Raw genomic sequence first — 17964 nt, 5'->3', positions numbered from 1 at the left:
TCGTCGCCCGAGCACGATTTCTTGACGCGAACTTCTTGATCAACCGGGCAGGGGGTGGGGATCAGGAGGTGAAGCCGACGCGCTGATTGGCGGAGGTGGCGACCTGGCGGATGGCCAGGGCGGCGTCGAGGGCGGCCACCGTCGACGACCAGCCCTTGTCCTCGGCGGAGTCGGGCAGGCCGGCGCGGTCGCGGGCCTGCTCGATGGTGTCCACGGTCAGCACGCCGTGGGCGACCGGCTTGCCCTCGTCCAGGGCGACCCGGGTCAGCCCGTCGGTGACCGACCGGCAGACGTAGTCGAAGTGGGCGGTGGCACCGCGCACCACCACGCCGAGGGCGACCACCACGTCGCAGCGCCGCGCCAGCGCCTGCGCCACCACCGGTAGTTCCACCGAGCCGGCCACCCGGGCCACCACCGCCCGGGCGCCGCACGCCTGCGCGGCGGCCACCGCCCGGTCGAGCATGTGGTCGGTCAGGTCACCGTGCCATTTTGCGGCGACCACACCGACGGTCATCCCGGCCGCGTCGACCGGAGCCGAACCCGGCTCCCCGAAACCCGCCATCTCGCCTACGCTCCGATCTCCGTGCCCGGCACCGTACGCCCCATCGGCGCCTCGGCGGCCTCGTCCAGCTGGTCCAGCAGGTGCCCCATCCGGTCCCGCTTGGTCCGCAGGTACCGTACGTTCTCCGGGTGCGGGCGCACCGGCAGCCCCTCGCGGCCGGTGATGGTCAGGCCGTAGCCCTCCAGCCCCGCCCGCTTGGCCGGGTTGTTGGTCAACAGTCGCATCGAGCGCACCCCGAGGTCGTAGAGGATCTGCGCGCCGGTGCCGTAGTCGCGCGCGTCGGCCGGCAGCCCCAGGTCGAGGTTCGCGTCCACCGTGTCCCGGCCCTGGTCCTGCAACTGGTACGCCTGGAGCTTGTGCAGCAACCCGATGCCGCGCCCCTCGTGGCCCCGCACGTAGAGCACCACGCCCCGTCCCTCCCGAGCCACCCGGTCCAGGGCGGCGTTGAGCTGCGGGCCGCAGTCACAGCGCACCGACGAGAAGACGTCACCGGTCAGGCACTCCGAGTGCACCCGGACCAGCACGTCACGGCCGTCACCGAGGTCGCCCATCACCAACGCCACGTGCTCGGCCGAGTCGTACTCGCTGCGGTAGCCCAGCGCCCGGAACACTCCGTGCTCGGTGGGCATCCGGGCGTCCGCGACCAGCTCGACCTGCTTCTCGGTACGCCGCCGGTAGGCGATCAGATCCGCGATGGTGACCAGGGTCAGCGAGTGCTCGGCGCAGAACTTCTCCAGGTCCGGCAGCCGCATCATGGTGCCGTCGTCGTTGACCAGTTCGCAGAGCACCCCGGCCGGGCGCAGCCCGGCCAGCCGGGTCAGGTCCACGGCCGCCTCGGTGTGCCCGGGACGGCGCAGCACCCCACCCGGACGGGCCCGCAGCGGTACCACATGCCCGGGACGGGCCAGGTCCGTCGGTCCGGTGGCCGGGTCGGCGAGCAGCCGGATGGTGTGCGCCCGGTCGGCCGCCGAGATGCCGGTGGTCACCCCCTCCCGCGCGTCGACGGTCACCGTGTACGCGGTCTGCCGCCGGTCCTGGTTGGTGTGGTGCATGGGCGGCAGGTCGAGCCGGTCGCACTCGCTCTCGGTGAGCGGTACGCAGATGAAGCCCGAGGTGTGCCGCACCGTGAAGGCCAGCAGTTCCGGGGTGGCCAGCTCGGCCGCGAAGATCAGGTCGCCCTCGTTCTCCCGGTCGGCGTCGTCGACCACCACGACCGGGCGGCCGGCGGCGATCTCGGCCAGGGCCTGCTCGATGTCGGCGAAGGTCATGCCGGCACCTCCGCCCCGTCGGCCGCGCGAGCGCCCAGCAGCCGCTCGACGTACTTGCCCAGCACGTCCACCTCCAGATTGACCGGATCACCGACGGACCGGCTGCCGAGGGTGGTCGCCGACAGGGTGGTGGGGATCAGGCCGACGGTGAACCAGTCGTCGCCCACCTCGGCGACGGTCAGCGAAACCCCGTCGACGGTGATCGAGCCCTTCTCCACCACGTAGCGGGACAGCGCGGCGGGCAACCGGAACCGGACCGTCTCCCAGCGCGCCGCCGGCTCGCGGGAGAGCACCTCGCCCACGCCGTCCACGTGCCCCTGCACCAGGTGACCGCCGAGGCGGCCGCCCAGCGCGGCGGCCCGCTCCAGGTTGACCCGGTCGCCGGTACCCAGCGCGCCCAGCGCCGAGCGGCGCAGCGTCTCGCCCATCACGTCGGCGGTGAACACCCCGCCGTCGACCTCGACGACGGTCAGGCAGACACCGTTGACCGCGATCGAGTCGCCGTGCCGTGCGTCGGAGGTGACCAGTGGGCCACGGACCGCTACCAGGGTCGAGTCCTCCGCCGTCGGGGTCATCCCGACGACCTCGCCCAGTTCCTCGACGATGCCGGTGAACATGCCTAGCCCTCCCTCTTCCGGGGCAGCGCGGTGATCCGCAGGTCGGGACCGACCTGCGTAACGTCGGTGAGTTCCAGGTCGATCGCCTCGGCGATGGTGCTCACACCCGCGTCGACGAGCGCGGCTGGCCCGGCGCCGAGCAGCCGGGGTGCGAGGTAGCCGACCACCCGGTCGACCAGGCCGGCGGCGAGGAACGCCCCGGCGAGCCGGGGGCCGCCCTCCAGCAGCACCGCCCGTATCCCCCGGGCGTGCAGGGCGGCGAGCAGCGCCGGCAGGTCCACCCCGCCGTCCGGGCCGGTGCCCACCTCGGCGGCGGTGGCCACCCAGGTGCGGGCGGCGCCGTCGCGGACCCGGGCGTCGTCCGGGGTACGCCCGGCCGAGTCGACCACCACGCGCAGCGGCTGCCGGATGGCCAGACTGCCGTCGCGCAGGTTGCGCACGGTGAGCCGGGGATCGTCGGCGAGGACCGTGCCGACGCCGACGACCACCGCGTCGACGGTGGCGCGCAGCGCGTGCACGTCCATCCGGGCAGCCTCGGAGGTGATCCACATGCTGGTGCCGTCGGCCGCCGCGGAACGACCGTCGAGGGTCGCCGCGTACTTCCAGATCACGTACGGCCAGCCTCGGCGCATGGCGGTCAGCCAGGCCACGTTGCCGGCCTCCGCCTCGGCCTCGCGGACGCCGACGTCGACCCGGATGCCGGCGGACTGCAACGTGGCCGCGCCGCCGGTGGCGACCGGGTTGGGATCCGGCACCGCGATGACGACCCGGGCCACCCCCGCCTGGACCAGCGCGGTGCTACAGGGGCTGGTGCGGCCGACGTGGTCGCAGGGTTCCAGGGTGACCACCGCCGTGCCACCCTTGGCCCGCTTGCCGGCCTGGGCCAGCGCGACGATCTCCGCGTGCGGTCCCCCGGCGTACGCGTGGAAGCCCTCGCCGACCACCTCGCCGTCGGCGTCGAGCAGCACGCAGCCGACGACGGGATTGGGACTTGTGGTGCCGAGCCCGCGCGCCGCGAGTTCGATCGCCCGACGCATCGCCTCGTCCACGGAGACGCTCGCCATCGCCTGCCGTTGCCCTCTCGCTCGTACGCGCGGGCGGGGAGTTCGGCCAGGTGGCCACGGGCAGGCGGAGTCCGGGTACGGCACAGCCGCCCCGGTCGGGACGCGCGCACGCCGGAGCCCGGCGAGCCACACGGCCCCCTTCCGTCCCGCGCGCTGTCTCCCATCCGGACTGTCTGGGCGCGGACGAGCCGCCCCCAACCGTCGGCCCCGGATTCTCACCAGGTCCACCGGGCGGACGAACCGCTCCCGGGTCGCGGGCTTACCACGGTCGGACCGTGGATCACCGCCGGTTCGGAATTACACCGAGTCCCGCCAGCGCGTGGTGGGTACTGAGCAAAGTCTTACACGCCCGCCGGGGCGTCGGGGCACCCGGGCGAGCTACTTCACATGACGGTGACCGGGGTCGGCGACACCGCGACGACGGTCCACCGCCACGTACGAGCCGGGTTGGCTCTTGGCCACGGTCTTCATCTCGGAGGCGACCGTCATCGCCTCCAGCGGATCGGTGATGCGCTTGTCGGTGTCGGAGATCGCGACCCCGATGGAGAGGGTGACCAGCGCCGCCCGGCGGATGTTGCCGCGCCGGTCCTTCAACTCCACGTAACCGCGTTCCCGGTCGGTGGGATCGTAGAGGGCGTCCGCAGCCTTCTCGAAGTCCGCCGACACCCGCAGGGTGAGCGGCCGCACCTGCTCGGGCGTGCACACGAAGACGAAATCGTCGCCGCCGACGTGGCCGAGGAAGGCCGGCGGCAGGGCCACCGCGACCACCGCCCGGTGCAGGCTGCGGGCCAGCGCGGAGATGAAGCCGTCGCCCCGGACGAACCCGTACCGGTCGTTGACGCTCTTGAACCGGTCGATGTCGATGTAGCCGACGGCGTAGTCCGCGCCGCCACGGACCCGGTCGGCGATCTCCCGGCGGATCCGGCTGTTGCCCGGCAGGCCGGTCAGCGGGGAGACCTCCCGGAACTCCTTGTTGCGCCGCAGCGTGGAGCTGACCCGGGCGACCAACTCGGCGTTGTCGAAGGGCTTGACCAGGTAGTCGTCGGCGCCGGCGTTGAGCCCGTGAACCTTGTCCTGGGTCATTCCCTTGGCCGTCAACATGATCACCGGCAGGGCGGCGGTCATCGGGTCGGCGCGCAGACGTCGGGTCAGTTCCAGCCCGTCCACCCGGGGCATCATCAGGTCGACCACGGCCAGGTCCGGCCGCTGGCGTTCGATCAGCTCCAGTGCCTCCTGGCCGTCGGCGGCGAGGATCACGTCGAAGCCCTGCAGACGCAGGTTGAACTCGACGAAGCGGGCGATGTCCTCGTCGTCGTCGACGACGAGGATCACGTCCTTGCGATCGTCGGAGGTCTCCACGTCAGGCCCGGGTCGCCGCGCGCTCGGCCAGCCCGCGCAGCCGGCGTACCGCCTCGGCCGGGTCGTCGGCGCCGTAGACGGCGGTGCCGGCCACGAAGGCGTCGGCACCTGCCTCGGCCGCCTGTTCGATGGTGTCGGCGGCGATCCCGCCGTCGACCTCGATGCGCAGCTCCAGGTGGCCGGCGTCGACGTGCCGGCGCGCGGCGCGGACCTTGTCCAGCAACTGCGGGAGGAACCGCTGCCCGCCGAACCCGGCCTTGATGGTCATGACCAGCAGCGTGTCGAAGCTCGGCAGCAGGTCGAGGTACGGCTCGATCGGGGTGTCCCGGTCGATCGCCAGCCCCGCCTTGGCGCCCGCCGCCCGCAGGTCGCGGGCCAACGCCACCGGGTCGTCGCAGGCCTCGGCGTGGAAGGTGACGTTGTACGCCCCGGCGTCGGCGTAGCCAGGCGCCCAACGCCGCGGGTCGGTGATCATCAGGTGTACGTCGAAGGGCAGCTTGGTGGCGGCCCGCAGGCTCTGCACCACGGGCAGCCCGATGGTCAGGTTCGGCACGAAGTGGTTGTCCATGACGTCGACATGCAGCCAGTCCGCGGCGTCCTCGACGGCACGCACCTCTTCGGCGAGACGGGAGAAATCGGCGGCGAGGATGCTGGGCGCGACGATCGGCGGCGGTACGGTCACGGAGCCAGTGTACGAACGTGGCCAGCGGCCACGGCAGCGTGCCAGCAACCGGGACGCCTGGTGACCCGGAGGTGACCAATGGTGCAGAATGACCCCCTTCGAACCGGTGAAACGGAATGAAGCTCGGCTTCCACTGGCCAGACGACCCATTCGCGGCAACACTCCATCGGGGACGGTGACGGTATCGTGCAGGCCGGTGGGCGCGGGAGCCGGCAGCCGGGCGGCAGCTCCCGGAAAGGGCGGACGATGCGACGGTGGCTCGCGGCACTGGCGCTGGCCAGTGTGGCTGCGATGGTGCTCGGCGGCTGCGTGCGGCCGGGCGGAACCGACGGCGACCTCACCGACGACTGGCAGACACTGCGGGCACCCACGATGTTCGTCCCGGCCACCGACGCCTGCCTGCCCCGGATCACCTCGGTCGTGCAGGCGAGCACGTACGAGACCGTTGACTGCGCCCGCAACCACCTCGCCGAGACCATCCACGTCGGTACGTTCACCGACGACGACGCCGAGGGCGAGCGTCCGGAGCCGGGGTCGGCGGCGCTGCGTACCGCCCGGGCGGAGTGCGATCAGCGGGCCCGGCTGGTGCTCGGCGGTGACTGGCACACCGCCCGGTTGACGCTCAACATCGCCCTGCCGTCGGTGCCGGCCTGGAACGGCGGTGCCCGCTGGTTCCGGTGCGACCTGAGCGAGACCGACAGCATCGACAACACCCGGCCGGTCAACCGCACCGGCAGCCTGCGTGGCGCGCTGATCGGCGACTCACCGCTGGTGCATCGCTGCTTCGACCCGAAACTGATCGGCGACAGCCTGAACTACATGGCACCGGTGCTGTGCACCGAGCCGCACGGCGCGGAGTTCGTCGGTGTCTACGTCGAGCAGGACATGAGCTGGGAACAGTTCGTCGCCTCGGCCGGCCGGGCCCACAAGCGGTGCATGGAGCTGATCGCCGCCTTCGCGGACGTGCCCAACAACGCCGACCTGCCCTACCGCGCCGGTTCCATCTTCTACCCGCCCTCGCAGCGGGAGTGGGAGGAGGGCGACCGGGGGGTGCGGTGCATCCTGTGGAGCGACGACCGCAAACTCACCGGCTCGATGCGCGGCGTCGGCCCGCGGGGACTGCCCGTGACGTGAGCACGGCGCGCGAACGTCCCCGGCACCGTCCGATCCCGGTACCGTATGCTGCCGCTTCGACGGGCGGCAGCGGGAGGTCGGCGGGGATGCGGCGATGGTTGACCGGAGTCGCACTGGGTGCCGTGGTGGCGTTGGCGGCGACCGGCTGCACCAGACCGGCCGGCACCGACGGTGACCTGGTCGACGACTGGGCGTCGATGGCGGTGCCCGCGTCCTTCACTCCCGACTCCGGCACCTGCCACCGGCGACCGCAGGAGGTCGGTTACCTCAGCGCGTACGCCCCGGTGGACTGCGCCGAGCCGCACCAGGCCGAGACCCTGCACGTCGGTACCCTCACCGACGTGACCGGGAATCGGCCACCGGAGGTCGGCAGCGAGGGGATGCGCGTCGCGTTCGGCGAGTGCGACCGGCAGGTCCGTCGGATCATGGGCGGCGACTGGCGCGCTGCCCGGATCGGACTCACCGTCGTCCTGCCCTCGCCGCCGGCATGGGCCGGCGGCGCCCGCTGGTTCCGCTGCGACGTCCACGAGCTACGCGGGCTCGACACCCCGGTGCCGGTGCGACGCACGGCCAGCCTGACCGGCGTGTTGGACAAGTCGTCACCGCTGCGGCACGGCTGCTTCAACGCCCGCACCGAGGGCGACGAGGTGATCGAGATGGTCGCCGTGGAGTGCACCGCGCGGCACCGGGCCGAGTTCGTCGGTCTGTGGCAGGCGCCGCAGAGCGGCTGGTCGGAGTTCCTGGAGAATCCGGCGCGCGCCCATCGTGGTTGCCGCGGCGCCATCGCCCGCTATGCGAAGGTGCCGGACGACGGCAACCTCCAGTTCCGGGTCGGCACCATCTTCTACCACCCCGCCGAGGGCGAGTGGCGCAGCGGCAACCGGTCGGTGAAGTGCTTCATCTGGATGAGCGACCGCACCCTGACCCGCTCGGTGAAGGCCGCCGGCACCCGCGCCCTCCCGATCACCTGAGCCCCCGGCCACACCCCTCGGCCCCCGCCCTCGGCCGTGGCGGCAGAGCCGCGACCCTGACACAGCCTGAGCCCCTCGTCCCCAGCGACAGCCCACCCACGGCACAACACCCCCACCCCTCACCCCGCACAGCAGCCCGCCCCGCACGCCGATGCCGTCACCGCGGCGGGTGCCGCGCGCAATCTTGGAAAGTTTCCGTTAGGCGCTAACGGAAACTGTCCAAGGTCTTGGCGGATCGTTGGGATTTCGGAATGTGGGAGGTGACCGGGCGGTGGTGGGTCTTGCGGCTCGGTTTGGTCACGGTGGAGCGCCCGCCCCCCGGTGGGGACGGGCGCCTGTGGACGGGTCGGGTCAGGGCTGCTCGGCGAGTCGGGCGACAAACGCCTGCCAGGCCGCCGGTGCGAAGGCCAGGGCCGGACCGGTCCGGTCCTTCGAGTCGCGGACACCGACGACGCCGGGAAGGTTGTCGGCGACCTCGACGCAGTCGCCGCCGTTCGAGCTGCTGCGGGTGCTGGTGCGCCACACGGCGCCGGTCAGGTCAGCCATGATCGTGCCTCAAGGAAGTCGATGGTCTGGCGGCGCGGCAGCGCCACCGAGCGCAGCGTATCCCAAATGGACCAGAGCGCGGCGGTGTCGTCGGTCAGCCGGCCGGCGGCCTGGTCGTCCAGGTACGCGACGTCGCCGTCCTCGGTCGTCGCGATGACGAACGGCCCCGCCTGCCCCGGGTGCAGGCCGGCGTCCAGCGGCAGCACGTGCAGCAGGATGTTGGGCCGCCGCGCCAGGTTGACCAGGTGGTCCAGTTGCGGGTGCATGATGTCCGGGGCGCCGCGGCGGAGGGCGAACTCGTCGATGACCGCGACGAAGAGCGGCGGTTTGCGCCGTTCCAGGACCGACGCCTGCCGGCGCATCCGGGTCTCGACGTAGCCGGCCACCTCGTCGGGGGCGAGCAGCCCGCTGCTGAGCACCGCCGAGGCGTACTCGGGCGTCTGCAACAGCCCCGGGATGACCGCCACCTGGAAGGACCGTAACGCGGTCGCCTGGAGTTCGGTCTCCACCCAGGGGCGCAGCCAGGCCGGCTCGCGCCGCTTCAAGACGTCCGGCCAGATGTCCTCGATGTCGCGCCCCAGCGCCGCAGCCGCCGCCGCGCGGTGCCGGGGATGCGGCACCCGTCCCGGGGCGACCCACCGCGAGACCGTCTTGGGATCCACGCCGACCTGTTCGGCGAGACTCTCGGCGGTCTCGCCCGCGTCCACCATGGCTGCTCGCAGCGCCTGATTCATGCCCGCCTCCCGCATGACGTCCTTGACGTCTGCAGAACCTATGCCTACGCCCTGTAGTCGTCCACATTCGGTGGGCAATTGTCTTGATGGGCGGCGCGCGCGGGCCTGGGACGGCAATCCCGCTCGCCGGGTCGCCGGGGGTCGCCCCTGGGCGAGCAGACCGGGGCGGCCCTCTCCAACCACCACGGAGGAGAAGTCCCATGGCCCTGCGAGAGCCGGCGCGTGGCTGGTGACCCGGCGGGAGGGCGACATACCCGGGTCCGCCCCGGCGTGTACCTGCTGACCCGGGCAGCATCCCCGCAGTTCCACACACCGATCCTGGTCCGGGTGATCCGGCACCTGGACCGCACGACGTACGACGGGTGGGCCTGGGTCGACGTCTACCAGCTCGACCGGCACGGGGACGCGACGCAGCGACGAGCGCTGTTTCTGCGACCGGCGGGGATGCGGCCGGTCGACGTCCCGCCCGTCCCGTACGCCGAGCGTCGCTCCCGGCCCCGCTGCGCCGCCGCGAGCGCGACCGGATGAACGGCCGGATCGAGGAGCACGTCCCGTTACATGATCCAGATCGGAATAACCCACACTCCATGTAGGAACGCAGAAGGCTGGCCAGTAATGGACTTTCGATCGACAAGCTGACAGTTGTGGGTGTCGGCAGCGCCTTTTCCGTAGGTTGGTTTCCGCCGCACAGTCAGGAGGTTGGATGTCCCACGTCCGCATCCGGATCGCGTTCACGCCGCTCGCCGACGACGACGAGTTCGTCCTCGGCGAGTTGACCGACGAGCTGGCGGACGGCCTCCGCGAGGTCGGCGACGTTTCTCGCGTCGAGCGAGCCTCCGTCGCCCCGGATGCCAAGGGCGTCGCAGAGCTGGCGCTCGGCATCGTTACGGTGCTGGCGGGAACCGAGCCCGGCTACGTGCAGGCGTTGGTCGAAGTTGTCCTGGCCTTCCTGCACCGCCACACCGGCCGTCGGGTACATCTGCGGGTCGGTGACATTGAGCTGACCATCGACCAGCCCACCCACGCACAGACCGACGAACTGATCAGGACGGTGCGGACCGCGATCGAACGGGCTCGTCCCTGATGGCACGGCACGCCCTGCTGCTCGGCACCGCCACCTGCCACGCCGACCGAGAGCTTGCGCCCCTACCCTCGGTCCGGCAGGACGTTGCGCAGTTCAAGGCGCTGCTTGACAGCGCTGGCGAGTTCGACACCGTACGCGCCGAAGTCGACCTGCCGGCGACGCACCTACGGCAGGTCGTCGAGGAGTTCTACGGGGTCCGGCGTACCGGCGATCTTGCCCTGCTCTACTACTCGGGCCACGGGGTGCTGCACGGTGACGGTCAGTCGCTGTTCCTCGCGGCGACCGACACGGTCAGCGGGCAGTTGCACGCGACCGCCTTCGACACCGACGGCATGCTGCGTCATCTGCTCAACGACTCCAAGGCCAGCCAGAAGGTCGTCCTCCTCGATTGCTGTTTCTCCGGTGCGTTCACGGCCCGGCACCGTTTCCGGGGCGGTGTGCGGGAAGAGCCGCGCCGCCTCAAACGGCAGCGCGGCACCTTCATCCTGACCTCCAGCACCCACCAGAAGGCGTCGAAGGCGCAGGGGCCGGACCGGCCGTCGGTCTTCACCGAAGTGCTTCTTGACGGTCTGCGGGGTGCGGCCGAAGGGCCTTCCGACGATGGGTGGATCACCACCAACGACCTTTCCCGGTACGCCCCGACCGAGATGGCCCGACGCCGTCAGCACACGCCAGTCGAGTCGAGTGAGGGCGTCACCGAGCCGATCCGGCTGGTTACAGCCCCAAGTCTCGTCGCTGCGGCAAGGCAGGTCACGGTCGTCACGGCGAACCCGGCGGATGAGGCACCCTTCGATGCGGACCAGTGGCGCCGTCTGGTGACCTACTACATCAACTGCATGCAGCGGTCGACCGTGCTGCAGTCGTTCATCGACCCGCAGGCAAGCGGGACATACGTCGCGGCGCCACCGGGGCCCGAGGCCGTCTTCACCTCGGAAACCCCCGTCCAGCTCGGCGGTGCGGCGGCCAAACTCGCCACGCGGGCTCGCGCCGACGGCAGGGAGCTGCAGTACGGCTACCCCGTCGTCGCGGTTCGACCGGCTCGGCAGAAGCCACTCCGGCTCGCGCCGCTGCTGATCTGTGATGTCAGCGTCGGCGAGGACGACGTCCTGCACCCCTCCTTTCCGCCCCGCCCGAGCGCCGCGCTCGTCGACCTGTTTCAGCTCTCCGAGGTGGAGGCCGACGAACTGCGGCTCCGCGTCGAACAGGCATTCGCGCAGGGAGACCCCGCCTCCCTCACCGCCACCGTCGACGTGCTCGTCAAGACGTTCGGGTTGAGCCCGGTCACGGAGTTGAATCCGGCCAGGCTCGGCGGCACCATCCGGCCCGGCCCGTTGAACGGGGTGCAGAACGCCGCGATCCTGTACACCGTCGACGCCGCCGAGTCGCCACAGCGGCAGCTCGTCGACGACCTACGGGGCATGATCAAGAACCCTCAACTCATCGAGCGGACGGCGCTGGCTGCGCTGGCGGTCCGCCCGGACGAGGCAGCTGCGGCCAAGGTCACGACGGTGGCTATGAGCGCGACGAACGAGGCGCAGGAAGAGATCATCCAGGCGGCGATGTCACAGCCGTTGACCGTGGCCCAAGGGCCGCCTGGCACCGGTAAGAGTCAACTCGTCACGGCCTTGCTAGCCACCGCCACCGCTGCCGGCCAGAGCGTACTCCTCGGCTCAACCAGCAACCAGGCCGTCGACTCCGTGCTCGGCCGAGTGACCGACCTGGTCGGCCCGGGCCTGCTGCTGCGGACGGGCAACAAGGACCATCGTATGCAGGAACCGAAGCACCTCGCCGACATCCTGGCGGCGTATCCATCGACGGAGTGGCCCAACACGCCCGAGGACCGGACACCCCAGCATGAGCTGCGACTGCTGGGCGAAGAGGTCGCGAGCCTCCGTACGGCGCTGGACGAGCGACGGCTGCTCGAACGTGACCTCGCGGAGCTGGCCGTGGAGCGGGCGGTCGACCCAGGCGTCGGTGCGGCACCGCTGCCCACCGACGACGCGGCGCTGGCGCATCTCGTCCAGCTGACCGAGCGGGCCCTCGCCAGCAGGTGGTTCGGTTGGTGGTACCGGTGGCGGCTGCGGTCGTATCAGGTTACGGATCGAGACGCCGTCAAGGCTCTCGCCGATCGGGCGGTGATCGAGCTGCGTTGGCGGGACTGCCGGCGACACCTCGCTGAGCTGCCCGACGCCGACGTTGCCTGGCGGCGACTGGTCGATCTGATCAGCACCGAGCGGCCCGCGCTGAGCATCGATCTGCTACAGGCCCAGATTGCCCGGCGGGTGGCGGCGGGATCACGCCTGCTGCAGAACCGGGCCGACGAGATGGCCAAGCCACAGTCGGACAGCTGGGCCTACTTTCCGGAGTTACTACGGGTGCTGCCCGGCTGGGCAGTGACCGCGCTGTCCGCCCGGCGATTGAAGCGAAGCCCGGCGATGTACGACCTCGTGGTGATCGACGAGGCGGCGCAGTGCACAATCCCCGCGATCCTGCCCATGCTCTACCGCGCCAAGCGTGCCCTGCTCATCGGCGACCCGCGTCAGCTCGCACCCGTCGTGGACCTGCCGGAGAGCGACGACGTCACCGAACGTGCCCGAGCGGCTCTGAGTACCGGATGGCTCACCACCCGCCGACTGACCTATACGGCCCATTCCGCGTATGACGCGTTCGCCACCGCTGCGGGCGCGGCGCATCTCCTCGACGAACACTACCGATGCCACCCGGACATCGTGGAAGTGCCGAACCGCGAGGTCTATCAGGCCCGGCTCACCGTGCTCACAGATCCGAACCGGTTGGCCGCTCCAGCCAATCCCGCGGTCCGTTGGCGCGACGTGCCCGGACAGTTCAACCGTGACACAACCGGCTCCGGGTTCAACCAGATCGAGATCGACGCGGTCGTCGCCGAGGTGACAGACCTGCGGGCCACGTACCCCGATGTCTCGATCGGGGTGGTAACACCGCTTGCCGCGCACCAGCGGCGCCTGGCCGCGGCCCTGGATAGTGCCGGCCTTGCCGACAACCTGCTCTGCGCGACGATCCACAAGTTTCAGGGCAGCGAACGAGACATCATGGTCGTCTCGCCGGTCGGGGCGCACGGCACTCCGGACCGCACCCGAGGCTGGCTGGTACACCAGACCAACTTGTGGAATGTCGCCATCACCCGGGCGAAATCTCAGCTCGTCGTGGTTGGTGATCGATCGTGGTGGTCGGGCCAGCGCGGCCTGCTGACCGCCTTGGCGTTGGCACATGATGTCGCCGACACCCGACCGGATGCCGCGACAGCGCCAGCGGATCGACTGCACCTTGCTCTTCGGGGCACCGGTTCAAGCGTGCGGCGCGACGTTCCCGTGGCCGGGCAGGCGGTCGACTTTGTGGTTGGGCTCGGGCACGTCGAACTGGCCGTCGTCGTTGACGATCCAATGGGCAACCCCGACGGCCGAGGGCTGCGCCGGGTGCTCGCTCAGCTCGATATCACACGTGGTTCCACACCTGTCCGCCGGGTGCCGGCCTGGCGCTGCCTCTCCGAACCGGAGCAGGTGGCGGCAGAGTTGATCGACGACCTGCGCCGCTCCGAGCCGTAGCAGCACGACAGACAGATCGACGTCGTGCTGCTACAGCCGCATCAGATGTGCCGCGATCCGGATCGAAGCGTCCTGCCCGACCGTCGCTCAGGTGCGGCGCAGCAGGGCGAGGAACATCGCGTCGGTGCCGTGCCGGTGCGGCCACAACTGCACCGTCGGCCCGTCGCCCAGGCCCGGCATTCCGGCCGGCAGCACCGTGCGGGCGTCGACGAAGTCGACCGGCACTCCGCTGCGGCGGGCCGCCTCGGTCACCGTCACGTGCGTCTCCACCGTGTGCGGTGAACAGGTCACGTAGGCCACCACCCCACCCGGCCGGGCCGCCCGCAACCCCGCGGCGAGCAACTCGCGCTGCAACCGGGTCAGGGCGGACAGGTCGGACGGCTGCCGCCGCCAGCGCGACTCGGGGCGGCGGCGCAGCGAGCCCAGCCCGGTGCACGGCGCGTCGACGAGCACCCGGTCGAAGTGTTCCTCCGGCAGTTTCGGCTCGGTGCCCACCAGCCGGCCGTCGGTGTTCAGCACGGTCACCGGCAGCCCTCGGGTGGCACCGGCGACCAGCCGGGCCCGGTGCTCGGCCACCTCCACGGCGGTCAGCCGCGCGTCGCGCTGCGCCGCCAGGGCACCGAGCAGACCCGACTTGCCGCCCGGACCGGCGCACAGGTCGAGCCACCGGCCGTCCGGCCCGTCCACCGGTGCCAGCGCGAGCGCGTTCGCGACCAGTTGGGAACCCTCGTCCTGGACGTGGGCCCGGCCGTCGGCCACCGCCGCCAGCTCGCCCGGTGGGCCACCGGCGAGGTAGACCGCGTACGGCGAGAAGGCACCGGGCGCGCCGCCCACCTCGTCGGCGAGGTCGACCGGGTCGGCCAGGCCGGGTCGGGCGCACAGGTGCACCGGCGGGCGCTCGTTGTCCTCGATCAGCAGGCGGGTGGTCTCGCCGAGGTCACCGCCGAGCGCCTCGCTGAACGCCCGCACGATCCATTGTGGATGGCTGTAGGCCAGCGCGAGGTGACCGATCGGGTCGCTCTCGACCGCCGGCGCCAGTCTTGTCACCCACGCGTCGAGGTCGTGGGTGGCGACCTCGCGCAGCACCGCGTTGGCGAAACCGGTTGCGCCCTGGCCGACGGCCCGGACCAGGTCGACGGTGGAGGAGACCGCCGCGTGCGCCGGCACCCGGGTGTGCAGCAGCTGGTACGCGCCGATGCGCAGCGCGTCACGGACCGGCGGGTCGATCCGCTGCACGTCCCGCCCGGCCGCATCGGTCAGGATCGCGTCGAGCGTGCCGAGGTGGCGCAGGGTGCCGTAGGTCAGTTCGGTGGCGAAGGCGGCGTCCCGGCCGACAAGTCCCGCGTCGGTCAGGATCGCCGGCAGCACCAGATTGGCGTACGCGTCGTCGCGGTGCACCGCCGCGACCGCCTCGTACGCCGCGTACCGTGGCCGGTCGACCAGCGGCCGCCCCCGACGCTCTCCGCTGCGGCGGGCGGCGGTCTCCCTCACGCGAACTCCTCCCCGGCACCGACCCGGGCACCGCGCGCCCAGTCGGTCGCCGGCATGGCCCGCTTGCCGGCCGCGCGCACCTCGCCGAGACGCACCGGGACGGTGGCCGTGCCGGCCAGCACCCGTGCCTTCTCCACGAGCAGCTCACCGGGCTTCAGGTCGGGCGCGTCCGGTGCCGGGGTGACCGGGCCGAGCTTCACCCGCTCGTCCCGGAAGGTCGTCCACGGCCCGGGAGCCGGGGTGCAGGCGCGGATGCGCCGGTCCACCGCGAAGGCCGGATCGGCCCAGCGCACCCGGGCGTCCTCCACGGTCAGCTTCGGGGCCAGCGAGACGCCGTCGGCCGGCTGCGGCTCGGCCCTGGCGGTGCCGTCCTCCAGCGCGTCCAGCACCGCGACCAGCAGCCCGGCCCCGCTGTGCGCCAGGCGCTCCAACAGGTCACCGGAGGTGTCCCCGGGCCGGATCTCGTCGGTGAGCGTGCCGTAGACCGGGCCGGTGTCCAGCCCCTCCTCCAGCTGGAAGACGCTGGCCCCGGTCAGCTCGTCGCCGTGCAGCACCGCGTGTTGCACGGGTGCGGCTCCCCGCCACGCCGGCAGCAGCGAGAAGTGCAGGTTCACCCAGCCGTGCCGGGGGATCTCCAGCGCGACCGGCGGCACCAGCGCGCCGTAGGCGACCACCGGAACGCAGTCCGGCGCCAACTCCCGCAGCCGGTCCAGGAACTCCGGCTCACGCGGACGCGCCGGCGTCAGCACCTCCACACCGCGCTCGTCGGCCCAGGCGCCGACCGGGGAGCGGACCAGCCCCCGACCACGCCCGGCGGGCGCGTCCGGCCGGGTCACCACGGCGACCAACTCGTGCCGGGAGTCGGCCACGGCGGCCAGGGCCGGAACGGCGACGGCCGGCGTACCAGCGAAGATCACCCGCATCCGGTCACCGCCCCAGACCGAAGGGGCTGCCGGCGGCGTGCGGGCTCAGCTTGACCGTCGGCGGGGCGGCGGCGTCGTACCACTCGGCCTGACGGATCGCCTTCATCGCCTCCTTACGACCGGCCGGATCCAATCGGTCGAGGAAGAGCACCCCGTCGAGGTGGTCGGTCTCGTGCTGCACGCAGCGGGCCATCAACCCGGTGCCGACGATCTGCATCGGGTCGCCGTAGCCGTTGAAGCCCTTGGCGATCACGTTCTGCCGGCGCTTGGTGTCGAAGTAGAGCCCGGGAATGGACAGGCACCCCTCCGGGCCGTCCTGCTCCTCCTCGTCGGGGAACTCCAGCACCGGGTTCACCAGGTGGCCGAGCACGTCGTCGACGTCGAAGGTGAACACCCGCAGGCCCACACCCAGTTGCGGCGCGGCGAGACCGGCGCCGCCCTGCTCACGCATGGTGTCGGTGAGGTCCTCGACGAGCTTGCGCAGCTCGACGTCGAAGTCGACCACCGGATCGGCCGGCGTGCGCAGCACCGGATCCCCGAACAGACGGATGGGCTGGACGGTCACGCGGGTTGGCTCCTTCACGGCGGGACGGTAGTGCCGTACCAGTCTACGGACTGCCGATGACCGTGCCGGCCGGCGCACCACCAACCGTGGCGGGCAGTGGTTCACCCACGGTGACCGGCAGGTGATCGTACCCGCGCAGGGTCAGCCGGATCCGTCGCCGGGGCTGCCCGGCCGACGCCAGTTCGGGCAGCCGGCGCAGCAGCGCCGGGAAGGCGACCTGCGCCTCCAGTCGGGCCAGCCCCGCTCCCAGGCAGTAGTGCGGCCCGGCACCGAAGGAGAGCGGATTCAGTTGCGCCCGCCACGGGTCGAACCGCTCGGGCCGGGGATACCGCCGGGGGTCCCGGTTGGCCGCCCCGAGCAGCAGCAGGAGCCAACTGCCGGCGGGCACCTCGACCCCGCCGAGCCGAACGGCTTCGCCGCTGGTCCGGGTGGTCAGTTGCACCGGTGAGTCGAAGCGGAGCAGTTCGTCCACGTACGCCGGGGCGTGCTGCGGATGCTGACGCAGCACGTCAGCGGCCCCGGGGTGGGCCAGCAGTACCGCCAGCCCGTTGCCGAGCAGGTTGGTGGTGGTCTCGAAGCCCGCGACGAGCAGGATCACCAGGTTCGCCAGCAGTTCCTCGCCGGAAAGCCGGTCACCGGCGTCGTGCGCCTGCACCAGGGCGGTGGTCAAGTCGTCGGCGGGGTGCCGACGACGGGCGGCCACCAGCTCGGTGAAGTAGTCCCGAAGCTCGGTGGCGCCCGCATCGGCCACGGCCAGCTCCGCCGGAGTGATCTCGGGCTCCAGGACGCCGGTCAGGTCGGCCGTCCACCGCCGGAACAGCGGACGGTCGGCGGCAGGTACTCCGAGCAGTTCGCAGATCACCCCGACCGGCAGCGGGTAGGCGAACTCGGCCATGAAGTCGACCGGAACGCCGCCCCGGCCGTTCGCCGCCATCGCGTCGATCAGCTCGTCGGTCTGCGCCGCGACCACCTCGCGCATGGTGCCGATCCGGCGCGGGGTGAAGGCTCCGGCGGCGAGCCGGCGCATCCGGCTGTGGTCGGGCGGGTTGGTCCGCAGCATCGAACGGGCGATCGAGGACACGGCCGGGCTGTCACGCCAGTCCGACAGGAGGCCGTCCCGCAGATGCTCATCGAGCACCCGGATCCGGGCATCGCGCAGGAGTTCGTCGGCCTCTGCGTAGCCGGTGACCACGAACACGCCCGGATCGGCCTGCACGATCGGCCCATGGGCGCGTAGCCACTCATACGCCGGGTACGGGTGGACCCGCCCTTCGGGCGACATCAGCCAGGCAAGCGCCGCAGCGAGTTCCATCCGGCCTCCTCGGTGTGTCCCGGAGGCTCCATGATGCCGGGGCGATGCCATCGCGGCCGGCACCCGACGTG

At 71.7% G+C, this 17964-nt stretch carries 17 protein-coding genes; 5 read left to right on the top strand and 12 right to left on the bottom strand.

From position 1 onward, the window contains the following. Positions 1-61: 61 nt before the first annotated feature. The 6 genes from ribH to rpe form a co-directional block, all read right to left on the bottom strand. Positions 62-562 (bottom strand): 6,7-dimethyl-8-ribityllumazine synthase, encoded by a 501-nt coding sequence (ribH, locus tag O7597_RS22660; protein WP_269737335.1) that lies wholly within the window; start codon positions 560-562, stop codon positions 62-64. A gap of 5 nt (positions 563-567) precedes the next feature. Beyond that, entirely contained in the window at positions 568-1830 is a 1263-nt protein-coding gene (locus tag O7597_RS22655) for a bifunctional 3,4-dihydroxy-2-butanone-4-phosphate synthase/GTP cyclohydrolase II (protein ID WP_281580624.1), read from the bottom strand. Beyond that, positions 1827-2447 carry a riboflavin synthase gene (locus O7597_RS22650; RefSeq protein ID WP_269737333.1) on the bottom strand — a complete coding sequence of 207 codons (621 nt, stop codon included), beginning with the start codon at positions 2445-2447 and terminating at the stop codon, positions 1827-1829. Before O7597_RS22650 ends, O7597_RS22655 begins: the two co-directional genes overlap by 4 nt. Positions 2448-2449: 2 nt before the next feature. Next, complete coding sequence (gene ribD, locus O7597_RS22645; protein WP_281580623.1) at positions 2450-3511, bottom strand: bifunctional diaminohydroxyphosphoribosylaminopyrimidine deaminase/5-amino-6-(5-phosphoribosylamino)uracil reductase RibD; 1062 nt, start codon at positions 3509-3511, stop codon at positions 2450-2452. 378 nt (positions 3512-3889) lie between these two features. After that, complete coding sequence (locus O7597_RS22640) at positions 3890-4870, bottom strand: response regulator (protein WP_269737331.1); 981 nt, start codon at positions 4868-4870, stop codon at positions 3890-3892. 1 nt (position 4871) lies between these two features. Further along, the gene (gene rpe, locus O7597_RS22635; RefSeq protein ID WP_269737330.1) at positions 4872-5552 is read right to left on the bottom strand and encodes a ribulose-phosphate 3-epimerase; all 681 of its coding nucleotides are present in this window, start codon (positions 5550-5552) and stop codon (positions 4872-4874) included. Between the two features lie 246 nt (positions 5553-5798). On the opposite strand from rpe, the gene O7597_RS22630 reads away from it, so the two are divergent. Both O7597_RS22630 and O7597_RS22625 read left to right on the top strand, forming a co-directional pair. Next, positions 5799-6686, top strand: a complete 888-nt coding sequence (locus O7597_RS22630) for a septum formation family protein (protein WP_269737329.1) — start codon at positions 5799-5801, stop codon at positions 6684-6686. Positions 6687-6772: 86 nt separating this feature from the next. Continuing rightward, complete coding sequence (locus tag O7597_RS22625) at positions 6773-7657, top strand: septum formation family protein (RefSeq protein WP_281580622.1); 885 nt, start codon at positions 6773-6775, stop codon at positions 7655-7657. Between the two features lie 351 nt (positions 7658-8008). Here the strand turns inward: O7597_RS22625 and O7597_RS22620 are convergent, their stop codons facing one another. Together O7597_RS22620 and O7597_RS22615 are read right to left on the bottom strand one after the other, a co-directional pair. Continuing rightward, complete coding sequence (locus O7597_RS22620; RefSeq protein ID WP_269737327.1) at positions 8009-8203, bottom strand: DUF397 domain-containing protein; 195 nt, start codon at positions 8201-8203, stop codon at positions 8009-8011. Then, a complete protein-coding gene (locus tag O7597_RS22615) occupies positions 8191-8937 on the bottom strand; it encodes a DUF5753 domain-containing protein (protein ID WP_269737326.1) in 747 nt (248 codons plus the stop codon). The genes O7597_RS22620 and O7597_RS22615 overlap by 13 nt, the downstream gene beginning before the upstream one ends. A gap of 270 nt (positions 8938-9207) precedes the next feature. Here O7597_RS22615 and O7597_RS22610 point away from each other — a divergent pair, with 270 nt between their 5' ends. From O7597_RS22610 to O7597_RS22600, 3 genes are all read left to right on the top strand, one after another. Next, on the top strand, positions 9208-9465 hold the full coding sequence (locus tag O7597_RS22610) for a hypothetical protein (RefSeq protein WP_281580621.1): 258 nt from the start codon (positions 9208-9210) through the stop codon (positions 9463-9465). Positions 9466-9640: 175 nt separating this feature from the next. Further along, positions 9641-10021: a hypothetical protein gene (locus O7597_RS22605; RefSeq protein ID WP_281580620.1), complete on the top strand. Its 381-nt coding sequence runs from the start codon at positions 9641-9643 to the stop codon at positions 10019-10021. Further along, positions 10021-13602, top strand: coding sequence for an AAA domain-containing protein (locus O7597_RS22600; protein ID WP_281580619.1), 3582 nt, complete (start codon positions 10021-10023; stop codon positions 13600-13602). Before O7597_RS22605 ends, O7597_RS22600 begins: the two co-directional genes overlap by 1 nt. Positions 13603-13689: 87 nt before the next feature. Here O7597_RS22600 and O7597_RS22595 read toward each other — a convergent pair whose 3' ends face one another. Genes O7597_RS22595 through O7597_RS22580 form a run of 4 tightly spaced genes read right to left on the bottom strand, consistent with a single transcriptional unit; the run spans position 13690 to position 17893 of the window. Beyond that, complete coding sequence (locus O7597_RS22595) at positions 13690-15093, bottom strand: transcription antitermination factor NusB (RefSeq protein ID WP_281580618.1); 1404 nt, start codon at positions 15091-15093, stop codon at positions 13690-13692. Further along, the gene (gene fmt, locus O7597_RS22590) at positions 15090-16016 is read right to left on the bottom strand and encodes a methionyl-tRNA formyltransferase (protein ID WP_269737322.1); all 927 of its coding nucleotides are present in this window, start codon (positions 16014-16016) and stop codon (positions 15090-15092) included. Before fmt ends, O7597_RS22595 begins: the two co-directional genes overlap by 4 nt. Before the next feature lie 4 nt (positions 16017-16020). Then, entirely contained in the window at positions 16021-16581 is a 561-nt protein-coding gene (gene def, locus O7597_RS22585) for a peptide deformylase (RefSeq protein WP_164445161.1), read from the bottom strand. 43 nt (positions 16582-16624) lie between these two features. Beyond that, complete coding sequence (locus O7597_RS22580) at positions 16625-17893, bottom strand: cytochrome P450 (RefSeq protein WP_269737321.1); 1269 nt, start codon at positions 17891-17893, stop codon at positions 16625-16627. Positions 17894-17964: the final 71 nt, after the last annotated feature.

The sequence above is a fragment of the Verrucosispora sp. WMMC514 genome, from assembly GCF_027497295.1.
Classification (GTDB): domain Bacteria; phylum Actinomycetota; class Actinomycetes; order Mycobacteriales; family Micromonosporaceae; genus Micromonospora; species Micromonospora palythoicola.
Note: the sequence above shows the minus strand (reverse complement) of the source record. Positions and strands in the feature narration are given on the sequence as shown.

Coding starts and splice junctions, on each gene's coding strand:
- ribH (WP_269737335.1), bottom strand. CDS start 562: ATGGCGGGTTTCGGGGAGCCGGGTTCGGCTCCGGTCGACGCGGCCGGG.
- O7597_RS22655 (WP_281580624.1), bottom strand. CDS start 1,830: ATGACCTTCGCCGACATCGAGCAGGCCCTGGCCGAGATCGCCGCCGGC.
- O7597_RS22650 (WP_269737333.1), bottom strand. CDS start 2,447: ATGTTCACCGGCATCGTCGAGGAACTGGGCGAGGTCGTCGGGATGACC.
- ribD (WP_281580623.1), bottom strand. CDS start 3,511: ATGGCGAGCGTCTCCGTGGACGAGGCGATGCGTCGGGCGATCGAACTC.
- O7597_RS22630 (WP_269737329.1), top strand. CDS start 5,799: ATGCGACGGTGGCTCGCGGCACTGGCGCTGGCCAGTGTGGCTGCGATG.
- O7597_RS22625 (WP_281580622.1), top strand. CDS start 6,773: ATGCGGCGATGGTTGACCGGAGTCGCACTGGGTGCCGTGGTGGCGTTG.
- O7597_RS22620 (WP_269737327.1), bottom strand. CDS start 8,203: ATGGCTGACCTGACCGGCGCCGTGTGGCGCACCAGCACCCGCAGCAGC.
- O7597_RS22615 (WP_269737326.1), bottom strand. CDS start 8,937: ATGAATCAGGCGCTGCGAGCAGCCATGGTGGACGCGGGCGAGACCGCC.
- O7597_RS22605 (WP_281580620.1), top strand. CDS start 9,641: ATGTCCCACGTCCGCATCCGGATCGCGTTCACGCCGCTCGCCGACGAC.
- O7597_RS22600 (WP_281580619.1), top strand. CDS start 10,021: ATGGCACGGCACGCCCTGCTGCTCGGCACCGCCACCTGCCACGCCGAC.
- fmt (WP_269737322.1), bottom strand. CDS start 16,016: ATGCGGGTGATCTTCGCTGGTACGCCGGCCGTCGCCGTTCCGGCCCTG.
- O7597_RS22580 (WP_269737321.1), bottom strand. CDS start 17,893: ATGGAACTCGCTGCGGCGCTTGCCTGGCTGATGTCGCCCGAAGGGCGG.